At 68.9% G+C, this 17,395-nt stretch carries 15 protein-coding genes; 11 read left to right on the forward strand and 4 right to left on the reverse strand.

The features are described from left to right. Nucleotides 1-34 precede the first annotated feature (34 nt). The 4 genes from AUL32_RS12855 (at nucleotide 35) to AUL32_RS12870 (ending at nucleotide 5,067) form a co-directional block, all read left to right on the forward strand. Nucleotides 35-757, forward strand: coding sequence for an ABC transporter ATP-binding protein (locus AUL32_RS12855; protein WP_062115590.1), 723 nt, complete (start codon nucleotides 35-37; stop codon nucleotides 755-757). A gap of 95 nt (nucleotides 758-852) precedes the next feature. Further along, nucleotides 853-3,345, forward strand: coding sequence for an ABC transporter permease (locus tag AUL32_RS12860; RefSeq protein WP_156421463.1), 2,493 nt, complete (start codon nucleotides 853-855; stop codon nucleotides 3,343-3,345). Nucleotides 3,346-3,568: 223 nt separating this feature from the next. Then, nucleotides 3,569-4,351: a Bax inhibitor-1/YccA family protein gene (locus tag AUL32_RS12865; RefSeq protein WP_061973475.1), complete on the forward strand. Its 783-nt coding sequence runs from the start codon at nucleotides 3,569-3,571 to the stop codon at nucleotides 4,349-4,351. 158 nt (nucleotides 4,352-4,509) lie between these two features. Then, entirely contained in the window at nucleotides 4,510-5,067 is a 558-nt protein-coding gene (locus AUL32_RS12870) for a GNAT family N-acetyltransferase (RefSeq protein WP_062115596.1), read from the forward strand. 92 nt (nucleotides 5,068-5,159) lie between these two features. On the opposite strand, the gene AUL32_RS12875 is transcribed toward AUL32_RS12870, so the two are convergent. The 4 genes from AUL32_RS12875 to acnA all read right to left on the reverse strand — a co-directional run bounded on the left by AUL32_RS12875 (nucleotide 5,160) and on the right by acnA (nucleotide 12,125). Then, a complete protein-coding gene (locus AUL32_RS12875; RefSeq protein ID WP_062115815.1) occupies nucleotides 5,160-7,517 on the reverse strand; it encodes a bifunctional diguanylate cyclase/phosphodiesterase in 2,358 nt (785 codons plus the stop codon). A gap of 247 nt (nucleotides 7,518-7,764) precedes the next feature. Next, nucleotides 7,765-8,103 (reverse strand): DUF2794 domain-containing protein, encoded by a 339-nt coding sequence (locus tag AUL32_RS12880; RefSeq protein ID WP_374700955.1) that lies wholly within the window; start codon nucleotides 8,101-8,103, stop codon nucleotides 7,765-7,767. 275 nt (nucleotides 8,104-8,378) lie between these two features. Continuing rightward, the gene (locus AUL32_RS12885) at nucleotides 8,379-9,161 is read right to left on the reverse strand and encodes a DUF1223 domain-containing protein (protein ID WP_062115598.1); all 783 of its coding nucleotides are present in this window, start codon (nucleotides 9,159-9,161) and stop codon (nucleotides 8,379-8,381) included. A 210-nt stretch (nucleotides 9,162-9,371) separates the two neighbouring features. Continuing rightward, on the reverse strand, nucleotides 9,372-12,125 hold the full coding sequence (acnA, locus tag AUL32_RS12890) for an aconitate hydratase AcnA (protein ID WP_062115602.1): 2,754 nt from the start codon (nucleotides 12,123-12,125) through the stop codon (nucleotides 9,372-9,374). 409 nt (nucleotides 12,126-12,534) lie between these two features. Here acnA and ccmA point away from each other — a divergent pair, with 409 nt between their 5' ends. The 7 genes from ccmA (at nucleotide 12,535) to bla (ending at nucleotide 17,159) form a co-directional block, all read left to right on the forward strand. After that, nucleotides 12,535-13,227: a heme ABC exporter ATP-binding protein CcmA gene (gene ccmA, locus AUL32_RS12895; protein WP_244497861.1), complete on the forward strand. Its 693-nt coding sequence runs from the start codon at nucleotides 12,535-12,537 to the stop codon at nucleotides 13,225-13,227. Next, nucleotides 13,227-13,886 carry a heme exporter protein CcmB gene (ccmB, locus tag AUL32_RS12900; RefSeq protein WP_061973486.1) on the forward strand — a complete coding sequence of 220 codons (660 nt, stop codon included), beginning with the start codon at nucleotides 13,227-13,229 and terminating at the stop codon, nucleotides 13,884-13,886. Before ccmA ends, ccmB begins: the two co-directional genes overlap by 1 nt. 14 nt (nucleotides 13,887-13,900) lie before the next feature. Continuing rightward, entirely contained in the window at nucleotides 13,901-14,332 is a 432-nt protein-coding gene (locus tag AUL32_RS12905) for a GNAT family N-acetyltransferase (protein WP_062115606.1), read from the forward strand. A gap of 65 nt (nucleotides 14,333-14,397) precedes the next feature. Then, nucleotides 14,398-15,153: a heme ABC transporter permease gene (locus AUL32_RS12910; protein ID WP_062115608.1), complete on the forward strand. Its 756-nt coding sequence runs from the start codon at nucleotides 14,398-14,400 to the stop codon at nucleotides 15,151-15,153. Nucleotides 15,154-15,159: 6 nt separating this feature from the next. Next, nucleotides 15,160-15,312 carry a heme exporter protein CcmD gene (gene ccmD / locus AUL32_RS24555; RefSeq protein ID WP_082639139.1) on the forward strand — a complete coding sequence of 51 codons (153 nt, stop codon included), beginning with the start codon at nucleotides 15,160-15,162 and terminating at the stop codon, nucleotides 15,310-15,312. Next, on the forward strand, nucleotides 15,309-15,947 hold the full coding sequence (locus AUL32_RS12915; protein ID WP_062115610.1) for a DsbE family thiol:disulfide interchange protein: 639 nt from the start codon (nucleotides 15,309-15,311) through the stop codon (nucleotides 15,945-15,947). The genes ccmD and AUL32_RS12915 overlap by 4 nt, the downstream gene beginning before the upstream one ends. Before the next feature lie 318 nt (nucleotides 15,948-16,265). After that, complete coding sequence (bla, locus tag AUL32_RS12920) at nucleotides 16,266-17,159, forward strand: class A beta-lactamase (protein WP_062115612.1); 894 nt, start codon at nucleotides 16,266-16,268, stop codon at nucleotides 17,157-17,159. Nucleotides 17,160-17,395: the final 236 nt, after the last annotated feature.

Consider the following 17,395-nt stretch of genomic DNA (forward strand, 5'->3'; position numbering starts at 1 on the left):
CCGGCTCGCATCGGCATATAGGAAGGCAAGGCGCGTGGCAGAACCGGCGATCCGATTACGAAAGGTTCATCTGACGCTCGGCCAGGGCCGGGGCGCGGTGCATGTGCTGAAGGGCATCGACCTCGACGTGGCGGCCGGCGAAAGCGTCGGCATCGTCGGCCCCTCCGGCTCGGGCAAGTCGACGCTGCTCATGGTGCTGGCCGGGCTGGAGCGCGCCGACGAGGGCGAGGTGGTGATTTCCGGCCAGTCGCTGCGATCCTTGAGCGAAGACAAGCTCGCCGCCTTTCGCGGCCGCCATGTGGGCATCGTCTTCCAGTCCTTCCATCTCATTCCCAACATGACGGCGATGGAAAACGTCGCGGTGCCCCTGGAACTCGCGGGCCGGGCCAACGCCTTCGAGCGCGCCGAGGCCGAGCTCCGCGCCGTGGGCCTCGGGGCGCGCGTCACGCATTATCCCGGTGAATTGTCGGGCGGCGAGCAGCAGCGTGTGGCGCTGGCCCGCGCGCTCGCCCCCGAGCCGGCGCTCCTGATCGCCGACGAGCCGACCGGCAATCTCGACGCCGAGACGGGCGCTCAGATCGCCGACCTTCTGTTTGCCGAGCAGAAGCGACGCGGCATGACCATGATCCTCGTGACCCATGACAAGACGCTGGCGGCACGCTGCGGGCGCGAGGTCGCGGTGCGCTCGGGCGTCATCGAAAGCGGGGGCGCCGCGCCGGCCCGGCCGGAAGCCGCCGTCGCGGGGCCGGCCCTGTGAGCCGCGCGGACGTCGCCCCGGCGGGTCTCGCCGCGTCCGGGGAGGGCCGCCCGGCCGGCTCGCTGAAGCTCGCCTGGCGCTTTGCCTTGCGCGAGATGCGCGGCGGCGTGCGCGGCTTCGTCATCTTTCTCCTGTGCCTGACGCTGGGCGTCGCCTCCATCGCGGCGGTCAATTCCGTGTCCGAGATGATGACCACGGGCATCGAGCGTGAGGGGCGCACGATTCTCGGCGGCGACATGCGCTTCGGCCTCAACGGCCGCGAGGCCGGCGAGGCGGAGCAGGCGTTCCTCGCCCGCTTCGGCACCGTGGCGCAGAGCGCCAATCTGCGCTCCATGGCGCGGCTGCCGGACGGCACGAACCAGACCCTGTCCGAGATCAAGGCAGTGGACGCGCGCTACCCGCTCTATGGCGCGGTGGAAAGCGCGCCCGCTGCCCCCCTCGCCGATCTTCTGGCCGAGCGGAACGGGCGCTATGGCGCGCTCGCCGCGCCGGAATTCTTCGATCGGCTCGGCATCGAGCCCGGCGCGACGGTGCTGATCGGTGGTCTCGAGGTCGAACTGCGCGGTCGGCTCCTGCGCGAGCCAGACGTCCTGTCGGACGGCTTCATCTTCGCCCCGCGCCTTCTGGTCGCCAACGAGGCGCTGAAGGCGAGCGGGCTGATCCAGCCGGGCTCGCTGGTGGAATACGACTACAAGCTTCGCTTCACTGACCCGAACACCGACCCGGCCGATGTGGAAGCGCAGGCCAACGCCGCCTTTCCGCAGGCGGGATGGAGCATCCGCGACGCGCGCGAAGCCGCTCCCTCGCTTCAGCGCAGCATCGACCGCTTCTCGCAGTTCCTGACGCTGGTCGGCCTCACCGCGCTGATCGTCGGGGGCGTCGGCATCGCCAATGCCGTCTCGGCCTATCTCGACGGCAAGCGGCAGGTCATCGCCACGTTCAAGAGTCTGGGCGCCGGCGGCGGCTTCGTGGTCTGGATCTATCTCATCCAGATCGGCCTGCTCGCCGCGGTCGGCATCGCGGCCGGCCTCGTCTTGGGCGCGCTCGCGCCCTTCGCGGCGGCGGGTTTTCTGGAAGCCTATATCCCGGTCTCGACGCAGCCCTCGGTCTATCCCGGCGCGCTTCTGCTTGCCACCGCCTTCGGCTTCCTCACCGCCTTCGCCTTCGCCATCCTGCCGCTCGGCCGAACGCGCGATGTGGCGGCCACCGCCCTGTTCCGCTCCAACGAGGGGCCGGGCGCGTTGCGCACACGCCTAAGCTACGCGCTGGCGGCGGGCGTCCTGGCGCTGGGCCTTGCCGGTCTCGCCTTCCTGATGGCGAGCGACAAGCGCATTGCCGGCGTCTTCCTCGTCGCCACCGCCGTCGCCTTCGTGGTCCTGCGTCTCGTCTCGATCGCCATCCGCGCGATCGCGGCGCGCCTGCCGCGCGTGCGCTCCACGCCGCTGCGCCTTGCCATCGGCAATATCCACCGGCCCGGCGCGCTCACCCATTCCGTAGTCCTGTCGCTCGGCCTCGGGCTGACGCTGCTCGTCACGCTGGCGACGATCGACACGGCGCTGCGCCGCGAGATCGGCACGGGGCTGGCCGCCCGCGCGCCGAACTTCTTCTTCGTCGACATCCAGTCCACCGAGGTCGATCCGTTCCGCCAGCGGATACAGGAGCTTGCGCCGGGTTCGACGCTCGACGCCGTGCCCATGCTGCGCGGGCGCATCGTGAAGCTGAACGGCACGGACGTGGCGCAGCTTCAGGTGCCGCCTGAAGGCGCCTGGGTGCTGCGCGGCGACCGGGGCGTCACCTATTCCGCCGCCCCGCCCGAGAACACGACACTGACGCAAGGGGTCTGGTGGCCCGCCGACTATACCGGCGAGCCGCAGGTTTCCTTCTCCGCCAAGGAGGGAGGGGAGCTCGGCCTGAAGCTCGGCGAGACGGTGACCGTCAACGTGCTCGGCCGCGAGATCACCGCGCGCATCGCCAATTTCCGCGCGGTGGAATGGGAATCGCTGTCGATCAACTTCGTCATGGTCTTCTCGCCCAACACGTTCGCCGGCGCGCCCCATGCGTGGCTGGCGACGCTGGACATGCCGCAGGCCTCCAGTGACGGAGAGCGCGCTGTCCTGCGCGGCATTTCCAACAGCTTCCCGGCGGTGACGACGGTGCGGGTGAAGGATGCGCTGGATGCGGTGAACGCGCTGGTCGCGCAGTTGGCGCTCGCCATCCGCGCGGCGGCGGCCGTGGCGCTGGTGGCCTCGGTTCTCGTTCTGTCGGGCGCGCTCGCGGCGGGCAATCGGACCCGCGTCCACGACGCCGTGGTGCTGAAGACGCTGGGCGCGACGCGCTCGGTCCTGATCCGGGCCTATGTCACGGAATATCTGACGCTGGGCGCGGCGACGGCCCTCTTCGCCATCGGCGCCGGGGCGCTCGCGGCCTGGTACGTGCTCGCCCGCGTCATGCAGCTGCCCTTCAGCTTCGACGGCGGCATCGCGCTCACCGTTCTCGTCGTGGCGCTGGTTCTGACCGTGGGCTTCGGCCTCGCCGGCACGTGGCGGGTGCTCGGCCAAAAGGCGGCGCCCGTCCTGCGGGAGTTGTAGAAAGGGCGGATTGGGAGCCGAAACCGGCCGAATGACGGAAATTTAATGGCACTGGGGCGCCGAATCCGCCGCCCTGAGCGTTGCGTCTCTTGTGAGCGAGGCCGATGCTTCGCATATTTGGGGCCAAGGGCTTGCTGGGCGTCCCGCCAGCGGAGCCAGGCTTTTCGAGGCCGACCCCCACGGGACCCCGGACAACACGGGACACCGAAAAAGGAGACTGTCCATGGCTGACAAGTGGAACAGCGGCGTTCGCAGCGTCCCCCTGTCGCGGGGCCGCGCCGACGTCGCCATCGACCAGGGCCTCCGGAGCTACATGCTCCGGGTCTACAATCTCATGGCCATCGGCCTCGCCTTGACCGGCATCGCCGCCTACGGCCTCTTCTCCGCCGCGACCACGAGCGATCCTTCGCTGGCGGTCGGCGCGGTCAACGGCGTGATGCTGACGCAGCTCGGCGCCACCGTCTTCACGACGCCGCTGCGTTGGGTGCTGATGTTCGCCCCGCTTGCGCTGGTGATGTTCCTGTCCTTCCGCATCCACCGCATGAGCACGGGGGCCGCGCAGGCGACCTTCTGGTCCTATGCCGCGCTGGTCGGCCTGTCGCTCTCCACGATCTTCCTCGTCTACACGCAGGAATCGATCGTGCAGGTGTTCTTCGTCACGGCCGCCGCCTTCGGCGCGCTGTCGCTCTTCGGCTACACGACGAAGCGGGACCTGTCGGGCATGGGCTCGTTCCTGGTGATGGGCCTTTTCGGCCTCATCATCGCCATGCTGGTGAACGTCTTCCTCGCCTCCTCGGCGCTGGGCTTCGCCATCTCGGCCGTGGGCGTGCTCGTCTTCGCCGGCCTCACAGCCTGGGACACGCAGCGCATCAAGGACATGTACTTCGAAGGCGACGACACGCTGGTCGCGGGCCGCAAGGCCATCATGGGAGCGCTGTCGCTCTACCTGAACTTCATCAACATGTTCATGTTCCTGCTTCAGTTCCTCGGCTCCAGCCGCAACTGAGCGGCTAAGCCGACAGGATCGATACGGTGAAAGGGCGGCTCTCGGGCCGCCCTTTTTTGTGCGCGTTCGACGCCCCAGCCTCCGTCATTCGACGCATTGAGCCGCCGGGCCGCCGCGCCTATGGTCGCGCCGTTTCGAATGAGTAAGGCATCCCCTCCATGAGCGCGTTCACCCTTCGCGAAGCCAGCCTGGCCGATATTCCCGCGATCTGCCGGATCTACGAGCACGCCGTCTTGCACGGCACGGCGACCTACGAGCTGGTTCCCCCCGACGAGACGGAGATGACGGCGCGCTTTCTCGGCCTGACGCGGCAGGACTATCCCTATCTCGTCGCCTGCGACGCGGCTGGCGAGGTCGTCGCCTATGCCTATGCCGGCCCGTTCCGGGCTCGGCCGGCCTATCGTTGGTCGGTGGAGGATTCGATCTATCTCGCGCCCGAGGCGCAGGGGCAGGGCATCGGCACGGCGCTGCTCGGCCGGCTCCTGGAGCTTTGCCAGGCCAAGGGCTTCCGCCAGATGATCGCGGTGATCGGCGGGGCCGACAATCACGGCTCGATCCGTCTGCACGAGAAGCTCGGCTTCGCGCGGATCGGCCTGTTCGAGGGCTCCGGCTTCAAGTTCGGCCGCTGGATCGACACGGTGCTGATGCAGTACCCGTTGAACGGCGGCAAGAGCACGGTCCCGGACGAAAGCGTCTATCCCGGCACCCTGTCGTAGTCGGAGAGGCTTTGATCGCCCCGGCCACGCCTCGCGCGGCTTGAACCCCGCGCGCCGGCTTCGCTCGCTGTGAGGGCGGGGGAGGCCGGGTGTCAGGCCGCGTCGGCGACGAGCGGTTGGCTCTCTCGCAGGCGCGGCTCGGGGCGACCGAGCAGATAGCCCTGGCCGGCGTCGCAGCCGATGCGGCGCAGGAGCGCCAGCTGCGTTTCCGTCTCGATGCCTTCCGCCAGCGTCGGGATGGACAGCGCCCTGCCGAGCTGGACGATGGCGGTGAGCACCGCCAGCGAGTTCGCATCGGTGTCCGCGCTCGCCACGAAGGACCGGTCGATCTTGATCCGGTCGAGCGGGAAGTCGCGGAGATGGGCGAGCGAGGAGAAGCCCGTTCCGAAATCATCCATCGCCACGCGAATGCCCATCTCCCGCAGCGAGGCGAGCATATGGGCGATGGCCGGACCGTCCTCGACCATGGCGGTCTCGGTCAGCTCCACCTCCAGCCGCGCCGCCGTCAGGCCGCTGGCCGCCAGCGCCCGCGTCACATGCGCCATGAGCTGCGGCGAGCGCAGCTGCACGGGCGAGACGTTGACCGAGATGTGCAGCGCGCTGTCCCAGGTCGCGGCCTCGCGGCAGGCTTCCCGCAGCACCCATTCGCCGATCCCGACGATCAGGCCGATCTCCTCGGCGAGCGGAATGAAGCGCGCGGGCGAGATGGGGCCGAGGGTGGGATGGTTCCAGCGGATCAACGCCTCGTAGCCGATCACCGCATCGCTCGAAAGCGAAAGGAGCGGCTGGTAGGCGAGGTGGAAGGCGCCCTGCGCCAGCGCCTGGCGCATGTCGCGCTCCAGCTGGTTGCGCTCAGCAACCGCCTCCATCATGCCGGAGAGATAGGCGACCGCGCAGCCACGGCCCTGGCGCTTGGCCTCGTAGAGCGCGATGTCGGTCTGCTGCATGAGAAGGTCGGCGTCGGCCGCCTCGTGCGCGCCGCAGATGCCGATCGAGCAGCCGATGGACAGCATCGTGTCGCCCACCATGAAGGGCACGGACAGCGTGGAGACGATGCCTTCCGCCGTTTCGCGCGCCGTCGCGGCGTCTCCCGCCAGGAGGATGGCCAACTCGTCGCCGCCGATGCGGGCGACGAAGTCGGCCTCGGCCAGGATCACCCGAAGGCGCCCGGCGACCTGCACGAGGAGCTGGTCGCCCATCGCATGGCCATAGGTGTCGTTCACCGGCTTGAAGCGATCGAGATCCAGAAGCAGGAGATGCCACCGCTCGGCGGGCTCCAGCCCCGCCTCCATACGCGCCTGCAGGCCGCGCCGGTTGGCGAGGCCCGTCAGCGGGTCGTGGAAGACCATATGCGAGATCTGCTGCTGCGCCTTTCGGGTGCTCGTCACGTCGTCGAAGATCAGCACCGTGCCGCCGCCCTGCACCGGGCGGCTTTCGATTTCCAGAATGCGCCCCCCGGACATGGCGCATTCCGTGCGCCGCAGCGTGCCGGAACGAATGCGCTCCAGGATGCGCTGGTTCACGTCGGTCTGCTTGTCGGCCGACCAGTTGTTGGCCCGCCCGACCACGCTGAGAAAGGACAGGACCGACATGCCGTTGCTGAGGGAACGCTCGCCCAGGGCGAACAGCTCAAGGAAGCGCGTGTTGAACAGGCCGATCCGGTTCTGGTTGTCGATGAAGACCAGCCCGTTCGACATGTTGTGAAGCGCTGTGGAGAGAATCTGCGCGTGCGCGAGCTTCTGCTCCTCGAAGCGCCGCGCCGTCAGCAGGGCCAGGATGGCGCCGACGAAGAGAACCACGGCGCCGGCGGCGGTGAAGATGCTGAGCGTGACGTTCTCGCCCGCGATCGCCAGTCGGTCGCCATGAGGCATGAGCGAGACGCCGGCGATCGAGATGAAATGCGCGCCGCAGACCCCGAGTGTGACGAGAAGGCAGACCAGGGCGGGATGACGCATCGCGCGGGGCAGGCCGCGAGCCGTCGCAAGGCACAGGCCGCCCATGCCGTAGGCGAGCACCACCACGGGTCCCGCGATCGCCTGCGAGCAGCCTTCGATCGCGGACATGCCGGCATAGTGCATGGCGCCGATGCCCAAGCCCCCGAGCGCGCCGAGGAGAACCCGCGCGCGGAGCGACGAAAAGGAGACCGAAAGCGCCAGCGGCACGCCCACGGCGAGAACCGAGATGAGGGCCGACAGGGCCGTTTCCGACCCGTTGTAGCTGAGCAGCAGATCGGCGCGGTAGCCGAGCATGGCGATGAAATGCGTGGTCCAGACGCCGAGCCCGGCCACCGCCGCCACGGCCCATTGCCAGCGGCGGCGAACCGCACCTTCGCCCGCCTCGGCCGCATCCAGAAGCACCGCCAGAAGCCAACCTGCCACCACGCAGATGGCGGCGGCCGTCAGGACGAATCCGAGGGAATGCTGCGATGCGAGAAGGATGAAGGCTGCCATACCGAAAGCCATAGGGGACCAACGGTATCCACCGCCTCAATCCGGATGGTGAAGAAGCGTTGAATCTCACCCTCGGGAGAGCCGGCCTTGTGGGGCGGAATGACAGGCGCGCCGCCGACCCCCCGATTTCACTGCGGGTTCGGGCTGCCGGACCATTGGCCGGTATGACCAGCGACATCGCGCCGCTCCCCGGCCGGGCCGGCGCGCGGCCATCCTGGCCGAACCGGCCCGCCGACGAGACGTGTCTTCAGCTTTCTGTGAGCTTCAACGCCTTATCGAAGACGCGCAGCACCTGCGACAGCTCGTGGCCGCGCTTCATGACGAGGCCGCCGGCGGCATGCACGCTGTAGGCGCCCTGGCGCCGCGCGAGCTTGGGGTCCTTCTCGATGCGGAAGAGCGGCATTTCCGAGGCGCGGCGGAAGATCGAGAACACGGCGCGGTCGCGCAGCGTGTCGATCGCATAGTCCCGCCATTCCCCGGCCGCCACCATGCGCCCGTAGATGCGAAGGATCTCTCCCAGTTCGTGGCGGTCGAAGCTGACGATCGGCAGGCTGTTGGCGCTGCGCACCTCCGCCAGATTGATCAGCGAGGCGGAGCGTTCGGCTGCAGGTTCGGTCAATCGCTGTCCCTCCGAGGCGCGGCGCGGGGGAGGCGCGGCGCTTCATCATCCTGTCATGGAAATGGGACCGGGCGAAGGGCGTTGCAACGGGACCGCCATGCCGGGGCAAGGCTTGCGGCGCGCCGGACGTGGCTTGTGCGCAGCCGCGTCCGAGGGCGATTCAGGCCCCGGGTCTAGGAAGCTGGCGCTATCTTCTTGTAAAAAGGGATGTTTTCCCGATTGGGGAGTCGCTCGAAGAAACGTCAGAAGCGCAGTGCCGCCGCCGCCAGGATGCGGCCCGGCCGGTCGTCCTTGTCCATCGCCTGGATCAGCGCGACGCAGCCGCCCGCCTCGGCGTCGGGATCGGCCAGGAGTCCAAGCGGCATGTCCACCGACAGGCGCCCGTCCGGGCCGATCACCCCGACCGCGCGCCAGTCGCGCACGGCATGGGTGTTGAGAAGCTGGCGACCCTGGTTCTCGCCGCGCGCGACCTGCGTGCTGGTGGTCTTGGCATAGGTCGCCAGGATCAGCGCCGGGGGGCGGGCGCCTTCCGGTTGCGGACCGGCGGCGACGCGAAGGCTCAGCGTGTCGCCGGACAGGCGCATCTCGATGGTGGGCTGGCCGTCCGCGCCCGGCAGCGGTGCGGCGCCGACGGCGCGCTCGATCGCCGCCTCGTCCGCGCCGCCGAGCGCAGCCTGTCCGTTGACGATGGCCTGGGGCGTCGATAGCCCGCCCAGCCGCATCGCCTTGCTGTAGCCCTTCTGCCGCTCGGCGTTGCGGCGCGAGCCGAGCGGGTCCTCCCAGCCGATATAGTCCCAATAATCGACGTGATAGGCCAGCGCCACGTAGTCCGGCCGCGCGGCAAGGCGCGAGAGAACCGCGTCGGCCTTGGGGCATTCGGCGCAGCCCTGGCTGGTGAAGAGCTCCACGATGCCGCGCACCGTCCGGCTCGTCGCCTCGGCGCCGCTCTCATCCGCGCGCGCGCTGGGGGCGCTCACAAGCGCGGCGGCGGCGAAGGCCAGGGCGGCAAGGCTCGGCGGGGTCATGGGGCGGGGTCTCCTCGGCTTCGGGGCCTGCCCGAAAACAGATGGGACCATGCGGGAGGAACCCCAGGGAACGCGAGCCTTCCCCCGTTCAATTGAGGGTGAAGCTTGCGCGAGGGTGCGCGCATGAAAACGCCGCCGCCCCTGCGTGCAGGAGCGGCGGCGAAATGAGACGCCCGGCCCGCGAAGGGGCCGGGCGGATGGGACGTGACCTCAGGCGGCGAGCTGGCGCAGCACGTAGTGCAGGATGCCGCCGTTCTTGAAGTATTCCAGCTCGTCCAGCGTATCGATGCGGCAGAGCAGGGGAACGGTCAGCACTTCGCCATTGGCGCGGGTGATGACGGCGTTCATGGTCTGGCGCGGCTTGACCTCGGTCAGGCCCTCGATCGTCACCGTCTCGTCGCCGACGAGACCGAGCGTCTGCCAGCTCGTGCCTTCCTGGAAGACGAAGGGCACGACGCCCATGCCGACGAGGTTGGAGCGGTGGATGCGCTCGAAGCTCTGCGCGATCACGGCGCGAACGCCGAGCAGAACCGTGCCCTTGGCCGCCCAGTCGCGCGACGAGCCCGTGCCGTACTCCTTGCCGGCGAAGACGACCAGCGGCACTTCGTCCTGCTGGTACTTCATCGCCGCGTCGTAGATCGCCAGCTGCTCTCCCGAGGGGAAGTGCTTGGTGATGCCGCCTTCCACGCCCGGAACCATCTGGTTCTTGATGCGGATGTTGGCGAAGGTGCCGCGCATCATGACTTCATGGTTGCCGCGACGCGCGCCGTAGGAGTTGAAGTCGATCGGGCGCACCTGATGCGAGACGAGATATTCGCCCGCCGGGCCGTTCTTCTTGATCGAGCCGGCCGGGGAAATGTGGTCGGTGGTGATCGAGTCGAGGAAGAGCGAGAGGATGCGTGCGTTCTTGATGTCGGTGACGGCTTCCGGCGTCATCGACATGCCCTCGAAATAGGGCGGGTTCTGCACGTAGGTCGAACGGTCGTCCCACTCGTAGGTCAGGCCGCCCGACACGTCGATCTTCTGCCAGTGCTCGTCGCCCCGGAAGACGTCGGAATAGCGGCTCTCGAAGAGATCGCGCGTCACCGTCTTGCGGACGATCTCGCTGATCTCCTGCGTGGTCGGCCAGATGTCCTTGAGGAAGACATCCTTGCCGTCCTTGTCCTGGCCGAGCGGCTCCTTGGTGATGTCCACGAACATCGAGCCGGCGATGGCGTAGGCGACGACGAGCGGGGGCGAGGCGAGATAGTTCGCCCGCACGTCCGGGTTCACGCGGCCTTCGAAGTTGCGGTTGCCCGAAAGCACCGAGACGGCCACGAGGTCGTTCTTGTTGATCGCCTCGGAGATCGCCTCCGGCAGCGGGCCGGAATTGCCGATGCAGGTCGTGCAGCCGTAGCCGACGAGGTTGAAGCCCATCGCGTCGAGATCGGTCTGGAGACCGGCCTTTTCGAGATATTCGGTGACGACCTGGGAGCCGGGGGCCAGCGAGGTCTTCACCCAGGGCTTCACCTTGAGGCCGAGCGCGTGCGCCTTGCGGGCGACGAGGCCGGCGGCGACCAGCACGTTCGGGTTCGACGTGTTGGTGCAGGAGGTGATGGCGGCGATCACGACGTCGCCGTCCGAGATGCCGTGGTCCGCGCCCTCGACGGGGTGGCGCACGGTCTCGGGCGTCTGGCCGGGCTGCGTGGCGCCCTCGTCCATGAAGCGCGAATCACCGGTCGAAGCGGGAAGCTCGCTCTTCTTGCGGCCGCCCTGCAGCTCGGTCAGAGCGGTGCGGAACTTCGGCGCGGCCTCGGTGAGGGCGACGCGGTCCTGCGGGCGCTTGGGGCCGGCGAGCGAGGGAACGACGGTGGAAAGGTCGAGCGAGAGCGTGTCGGTGAAGATCGGCTCTTCCGACGAGGCGTCGAAGAACATCCCTTGAGCCTTGGCATAGGCTTCCACCAGCGCGATGCGGTGCTTGTCGCGCCCCGTCGCCTCGAGATAGGCGATCGTGTCCTTGTCGACCGGGAAGAAGCCGCAGGTCGCGCCGTATTCCGGCGCCATGTTGGCGATGGTCGCTTGGTCTTCCAGCGTGAGGTTGGCAAGGCCCGGACCGTAGAACTCCACGAACTTGCCGACGACGCCCTTCTTGCGCAGCATCTCGGTGACGGTGAGCACGAGATCGGTCGCCGTTGTGCCCTCGGGCAGCTTGCCGTCGATGCGGAAGCCGATGACCTCGGGGATCAGCATGGAGATCGGCTGGCCGAGCATGGCCGCCTCGGCCTCGATGCCGCCGACGCCCCAGCCCAGAACCGCGAGGCCGTTGACCATCGTGGTGTGCGAGTCGGTGCCGACCAGCGTGTCGGGATAGGCGATCGTCTCGCCGTTCTCTTCCTTCGTCCAGACGGTCTGGGCGAGGTATTCGAGATTGACCTGGTGGCAGATGCCGGTGCCGGGAGGCACGACGCGGAAGTTCTGGAAGGCGCCCGAACCCCAGCGCAGGAACGTGTAGCGCTCGCCGTTGCGGTCGTACTCGACGCCGACATTCTTCTCGAACGAATCGGGCTTGCCGAAATAGTCCACCATGACCGAGTGGTCGATCACGAGATCGACGGGCACGAGCGGGTTGATCTTCTTGGGGTCGGCGCCGAGATTGGCGGTCGCGTCGCGCATGGCGGCCAGATCCACCACCGCCGGAACGCCGGTGAAGTCCTGCATCAGGACGCGGGCCGGGCGATAGGCGATCTCGTGGCCGGCCGAACCCTTGTCGTTCAGCCATTGCACCACGGCGCGGATGTCGTCGGCCAGAACCGTGCGGCCGTCCTCGTTGCGCAGGAGGTTCTCGAGAATGACCTTCATCGAGTAGGGCAGGCGCGAGGCACCCGAAAGGCCGTTCCGCTCGGCTTCCTTCAGGTCGAAATAGACATAGGGCTTCCCGTCGACCGAGAGGGTCTTGCGGCTTTTGAAGCTGTCGGGGTGGGACATAGGGTTCTCGTTCCTTCTCGAACCAAAAAATGTCCGAAAGGCGAACGACCGCGGCACGCCAAAGCGTGCTTCGGAAAATGCGGGTGCGACCATTTCCGCCCGTCCGCCTCAGTCCTCGCCGGGGAGGCGGGGCACGTGAGATCGGCGCTATGTGATCCACGCCGGTCGCTGGAGTGGGTGAGCGCCTTATAGGCAAGTTTGTAATCGCTATAAAGGGGCTTCGCGCATTCGCCGCGTCGCAATCGACCCGGCGCTCCCGCTTCGCTCCATCTTCGCCGATCACGACCCCTTGCCCGGTGACGGACGATCCCGTTCTGCCGCTTGCCTTTCGTCTCCCGCCTCTCCACAACGAAGCTTCGGGATGTTCGGCGCCTGTCATAGCGCGGGAAGATTGAGGAGTGGTTCCGGCGTGGCGGGCAGGCTCGTGATCGAAGGGCTGGCCTGTGGCCGGGCCGGCCGGCTCGTGGTGCCGCCCCTGACCCTCGCGCTCGCCCCCGGCGAGGCCGTGCTCGTTACCGGCGAGAACGGCGCCGGCAAGTCGACCCTCCTGCGCACGCTGGCCGGCCTCCTGCCGCCGCTGGCGGGTGCGGTTCGCGTCGAGGGTTTCGCCGGAGCCAGTGGCGAGCCCGCCCGCTCCGCATCCGAAATCGCCCATTATCTCGGCCATCGCAACGCCCTGAAGGGCGGGCGCACGGCGGGCGCCGAGCTCGGCTTCTGGCAAAGCTATCTCGGCGGCCGGGCGCTGTCGCCGCGAGAGGCGCTTGAGGCGGTCGGCCTTCCCGGCGCTGTGCCCTTTCGCTGTCACGATCTGTCCGCCGGCCAGGCTCGCCGCGCCGCGCTCGCCCGGCTTCTCGTCGCGCATCGCCCGCTCTGGCTGCTGGACGAGCCGACCACGGCGCTGGACGCCAAGGCGCAGGACGGTTTCGCCAGGCTTTGCCGGCTGCATCTCGCCGAGGGCGGGCTGATTCTCGCCGCCACCCATCAGCCGCTCGATCTTGGGCCCGAGGCGCGCACGCTCCGTCTTGAGCCTCCGGCGCCCTCGACAGCGGCCGATTTCGAATCATCCATCGAGAGCGACGAGACCTGGGAGGCGATCGGCTGATGGGCGCGCTGTTTCGGCGCGACCTCGCGCTGCTTCTCTCGGGGTCGGGCGGCGGCGCGCCGGGCGTCGTGTTCTTTCTGGCGGTGGTGGCCGTCATTCCCTTCGGCGTCGGGCCGGATCTCCAGCTCCTGTCGCGCATCGGCCCGGCCTTTCTCTGGATCGGCGCGCTGCTTTCCACGCTTCTCTCGCTCGACCGCCTGTTCCAGGCCGATCGCGAGGACGGCACGCTCGACCTGCTTCTCGCCGGCCCGCTGCCGCTGCCGCTGGTGGTGCTGGCCAAATCCGCCGCGCTCTGGGTCGCGTCCTGCCTGCCGCTGGTGCTCGCCGCGCCCTTTCTCGGCCTGCTCCTGGCCCTGCCGCCGCTGGCGCTGGGCGCGACGGCGCTGACGCTTCTCGTCGGCACGCCCGCTTTGGTGTTGATCGGGGCGGTGGGCGCGGCTGTGGCGGCCAGTCTGCCGCGCGGCGGCGTGCTCGTCTCCGTGCTCACCCTGCCGCTCGCCATTCCCGTCCTGATCTTCGGCGTCGCCGCGACCAACGGGGCGATCGGTGACCTCGCGCCGTTTCGCGCGCCCTTCCTGATCCTCTGTGCCCTCACGCTTTTCTACGGCGTGCTCGGCCCGCTCGCCGCCGCGCTCGCCCTTCGCCAATCCGCCGACTGAACGACGAGAGACCCATGCCTCGCTTCGACCCCGCGCTCTACTCCTTCCATCGCGAGACGCCGGAGGCCGACGACTATCGTCGCCTTCGCGCCGTATCCGGCCTCAGCCCCAAGAGCGAGGAGGCCGCCCGGCGCGGGCTGCCGAACACGCTCCACGCCGTGGTGGTGCGCTTCGAAGGCCGGGCCGTCGCCATGGGCCGGGTGGTCGGCGATGGCGGCGCCTTCTTCCAGATCGTGGACATGGCGGTTGAGCCGGCGCACCAGGGGCGGGGGATCGGCAAGGCGATCTTCGCCGCGCTGATGGACTGGCTTCACGAAAACGCCCCGGACAGCGCCTATGTCAGCCTGATCGCCGACGGCGACGCCCGGCATCTCTACGCCCAGTTCGGCTTCGAGCCCGTCATGCCCGCCTCGATCGGCATGGCGCTGCGCGTCCAGGCGCGCTGAAAGCGCACATCCGCCGGCAAGCGAGGCGGTTTGCCGCCGCCTGCGAACCGTTCTAGAAAGGCCCTATGAGCGATCTTGCCGCCCGCCCCTCGCGCTTCGCGCTTCTGGCCAACCCGACGCGGTTCCTGGACCTGTCGGGCCGCCTCCAGCCCTGGCTCTATGCCGTGGCGCTGGGCCTATTGGCCATCGGGTTGACGATGGGCCTCCGGGCGCCGGAGGACTATCAGCAGGGCGCGACGGTGCGCATTCTCTTCATCCACGTGCCCTTCGCCTGGATCGCGATGATGGGCTGGACGGTCATGTCGGCCTCGGCGCTCGGCCTTCTCGTCTGGCGCCATCCGATCGCCGAAGTCTCGATCCGCGCCGCCGCGCCGATCGGCGCCGTGTTCACGTTTTTGTGCCTCTTCACCGGCTCGGTCTGGGGCCGGCCCATGTGGGGAACGTGGTGGGTCTGGGACGCGCGGCTGACCTCGGTCTTCGTCCTGTTTCTTCTTTATCTCGGGCTGATCGCGCTGACCCGCGCCTTCGAGGAGCCGCAGCGCGCGGGCCGCATGGCGGCGGTCTTCGTGCTGGTCGGCTTCCTTCTGATCCCGGTGATCAAGTTCTCGGTGGACTGGTGGTCGACGCTGCACCAGCCCGCCAGCGTCCTGCGCCTAGGCGGCTCGACGCTGGACGCGGCCTATCTCCATCCGCTGCTCGTGTGCGCCGCCGGCTTCTCGACCCTCTTCTTCGCGCTGCATCTCACCGCCATGCGCACGGAAATCCGCCGCCGCCGCCTGCGCAATCTCGAGCGCCGCCGCCTCGGCCAGACGGGAGCCTGACGCGCCATGCAGGCCAGCTATTTCGGCTTCATCGCCGCCGCCTATGCCATGGCGGCCTTGGCCCTTGGGGGGCTCGGGCTTTGGATCTTTCTCGACGCGCGGCAGGTGGCCCGCCGACTGAAGGGTTTCGAGGGCGAGGGGCGGGGCGCGAAGCGATGAGCGAGGCCACCCCCACGAGCCCCGAGGCGTCGCCCGCGCCAACTCCGGCCCCTTCCGCGCCGCGCCGCCGCCGGCCGCTTCTGGTGGCGCTGCCGCTTCTCGTCTTCGGCGGTCTGGCAGGCCTGTTTCTGACGCAGCTTCTCTCCGGCCACGACCCCGCGCAGATCCCCTCCGCGCTGATCGGTCAGGCCGCGCCCGCCACGGCCCTGCCGCCGCTGGCCGGCCTCCGCTCGCCGGACGGCCAGCCCGTGCCGGGCCTCGGCGGCGAGCGGGACGGCGTGCCGCGCCTCGTCAACGTCTTCGCCTCCTGGTGCGCGCCCTGCCGCGAGGAGCATCCGATGCTGCTGGCGCTAGCGCGCGACCCAAAGGTCCAGGCCTCCGGCCTGCGCATCGAAGGGCTGAACTACAAGGACAAGCCGGACCAAGCGCTCGGATTCCTTTCCGCCCTCGGCAACCCCTATGCCCGCGTCGGCACCGACGAGCGCGGCACGGCGGCGATCGACTGGGGCGTCTACGGCGTGCCGGAGACCTTTCTCGTCGGCGCGGACGGGCGCATTCTCTGGAAGCAGACCGGGCCGCTGAACGAACGCGCCATCCGGGAAGGTCTGATGCCGGCATTGGCCGGCGCGCGCTGAGGGAGCCGGAGCGACGACCGCCGAGCGTGGCTGAGCTGAACCCTTTGTCGGCTGTTAAAGCGCCCCAAAGACGCTGAAGGGAGCTGAGCGCGTTGCCGCGTCAGGGAATGCGCGGGCCTGATAGAGAAACCGGCGCAGCCCCCTGGGTGGCGTCGTTTCATCCCTATCGCGCATCCGGTGTGACGGCGTCCCGAAATCGCCGGCCAAAGTTCGCACCTTCATTCTTTCCTGTGTCCGGCTCGCCAGCCCAGCCTCCCCGGCCTCCGAACCGCCCTCTTCGCCGGCCAAATGGGAGGCAGACGATCAGCGGAGAACAGCATGTCGCCCCTTCTCACCCGCCGCCGATTCGGTGCCCTTGCCGGCGCCGGTCTCGCCTCCGGTTTCCTCCCGGCCTTCGCCGGGCAGGCGAGGGGCGAGGACGCGTTGAACGCGCTTCTGGCCGATATCGAAAAGCGCTTCTCGGCCCGACTCGGCGCCTTCGTTCACGACACCGGCTCGGGTCGGCGCTGGGCGCGGCGGGCGGACGAGCGCTTTCCCCTGTGCTCGACCTTCAAGGTCGTCGCGGCGGCGGGGCTGCTGGCGCGGGTGGACCGGGGCGAGGCGGACCTGTCGCGCCGCGTGGTGATCGCGAAGTCCGACCTCGTCACCTATTCGCCCGTGACCGAGAAACAGGTCGGCGGCGAGGGCATGACGCTGGCCGAGATCTGCGCGGCCGCGATCACCCGAAGCGACAACACGGCCGGCAACGTCCTGATCGACCAGCTCGGCGGGCCGGAGGGCGTCACGCGCTTCGCCCGCTCGCTCGGCGACGAGACCTTCCGGCTCGATCGGCGCGAGACCGACCTCAACGAGGCGACGCCCGGCGACCCCCGCGACACGACCAGCCCCGCCGCGATGACGAAGACGCTGCACGCGCTCCTGTTCGAGGACCATCTCAAGGACGTCTCGCGCTGGCGACTCGCCGAGTGGATGGTGGCCAACCAGACGGGCGGCGCCAAGCTTCGCGCCGGTCTGCCCAAGAGTTGGCACATCGGCGACAAGACCGGCGGCGGCGACCACGGCACGATGAACGACATCGCCGTGCTCTGGCCCCCCGAAGGCGCGCCGATCGTGGCGAGCCTTTATCTCACGGAAACCGAGGCTTCCTTCGACGAGCGCAACGCCGCCTTCGCCGAGATCGGCAACGCGCTGGCCAGGATCGTGCGGAGATAGGCGGCCAAAGGCGCCGAGCGGGACTGCCGTCGCCCGCAGAGCGCCGAGTGCGAAGGCGGCTCGATGCATGGGCTGGCATTGAGGCTGAACAGGCCGGCAAAACCTTCGCCGTGCCCCGGCGGCGCTCGACCTTGTGAGAATACGGCCCAGCGCGAAGACGAAGAGGAATTGCGGGCCCCCTCCGACTTTGCCTTCGCGCTCCGGCCGCTCGCCTGCGTGCTCACGCCGCTCTTGAG

It is taken from the genome of Aureimonas sp. AU40, from assembly GCF_001463785.1.
GTDB lineage: Bacteria > Pseudomonadota > Alphaproteobacteria > Rhizobiales > Rhizobiaceae > Aureimonas.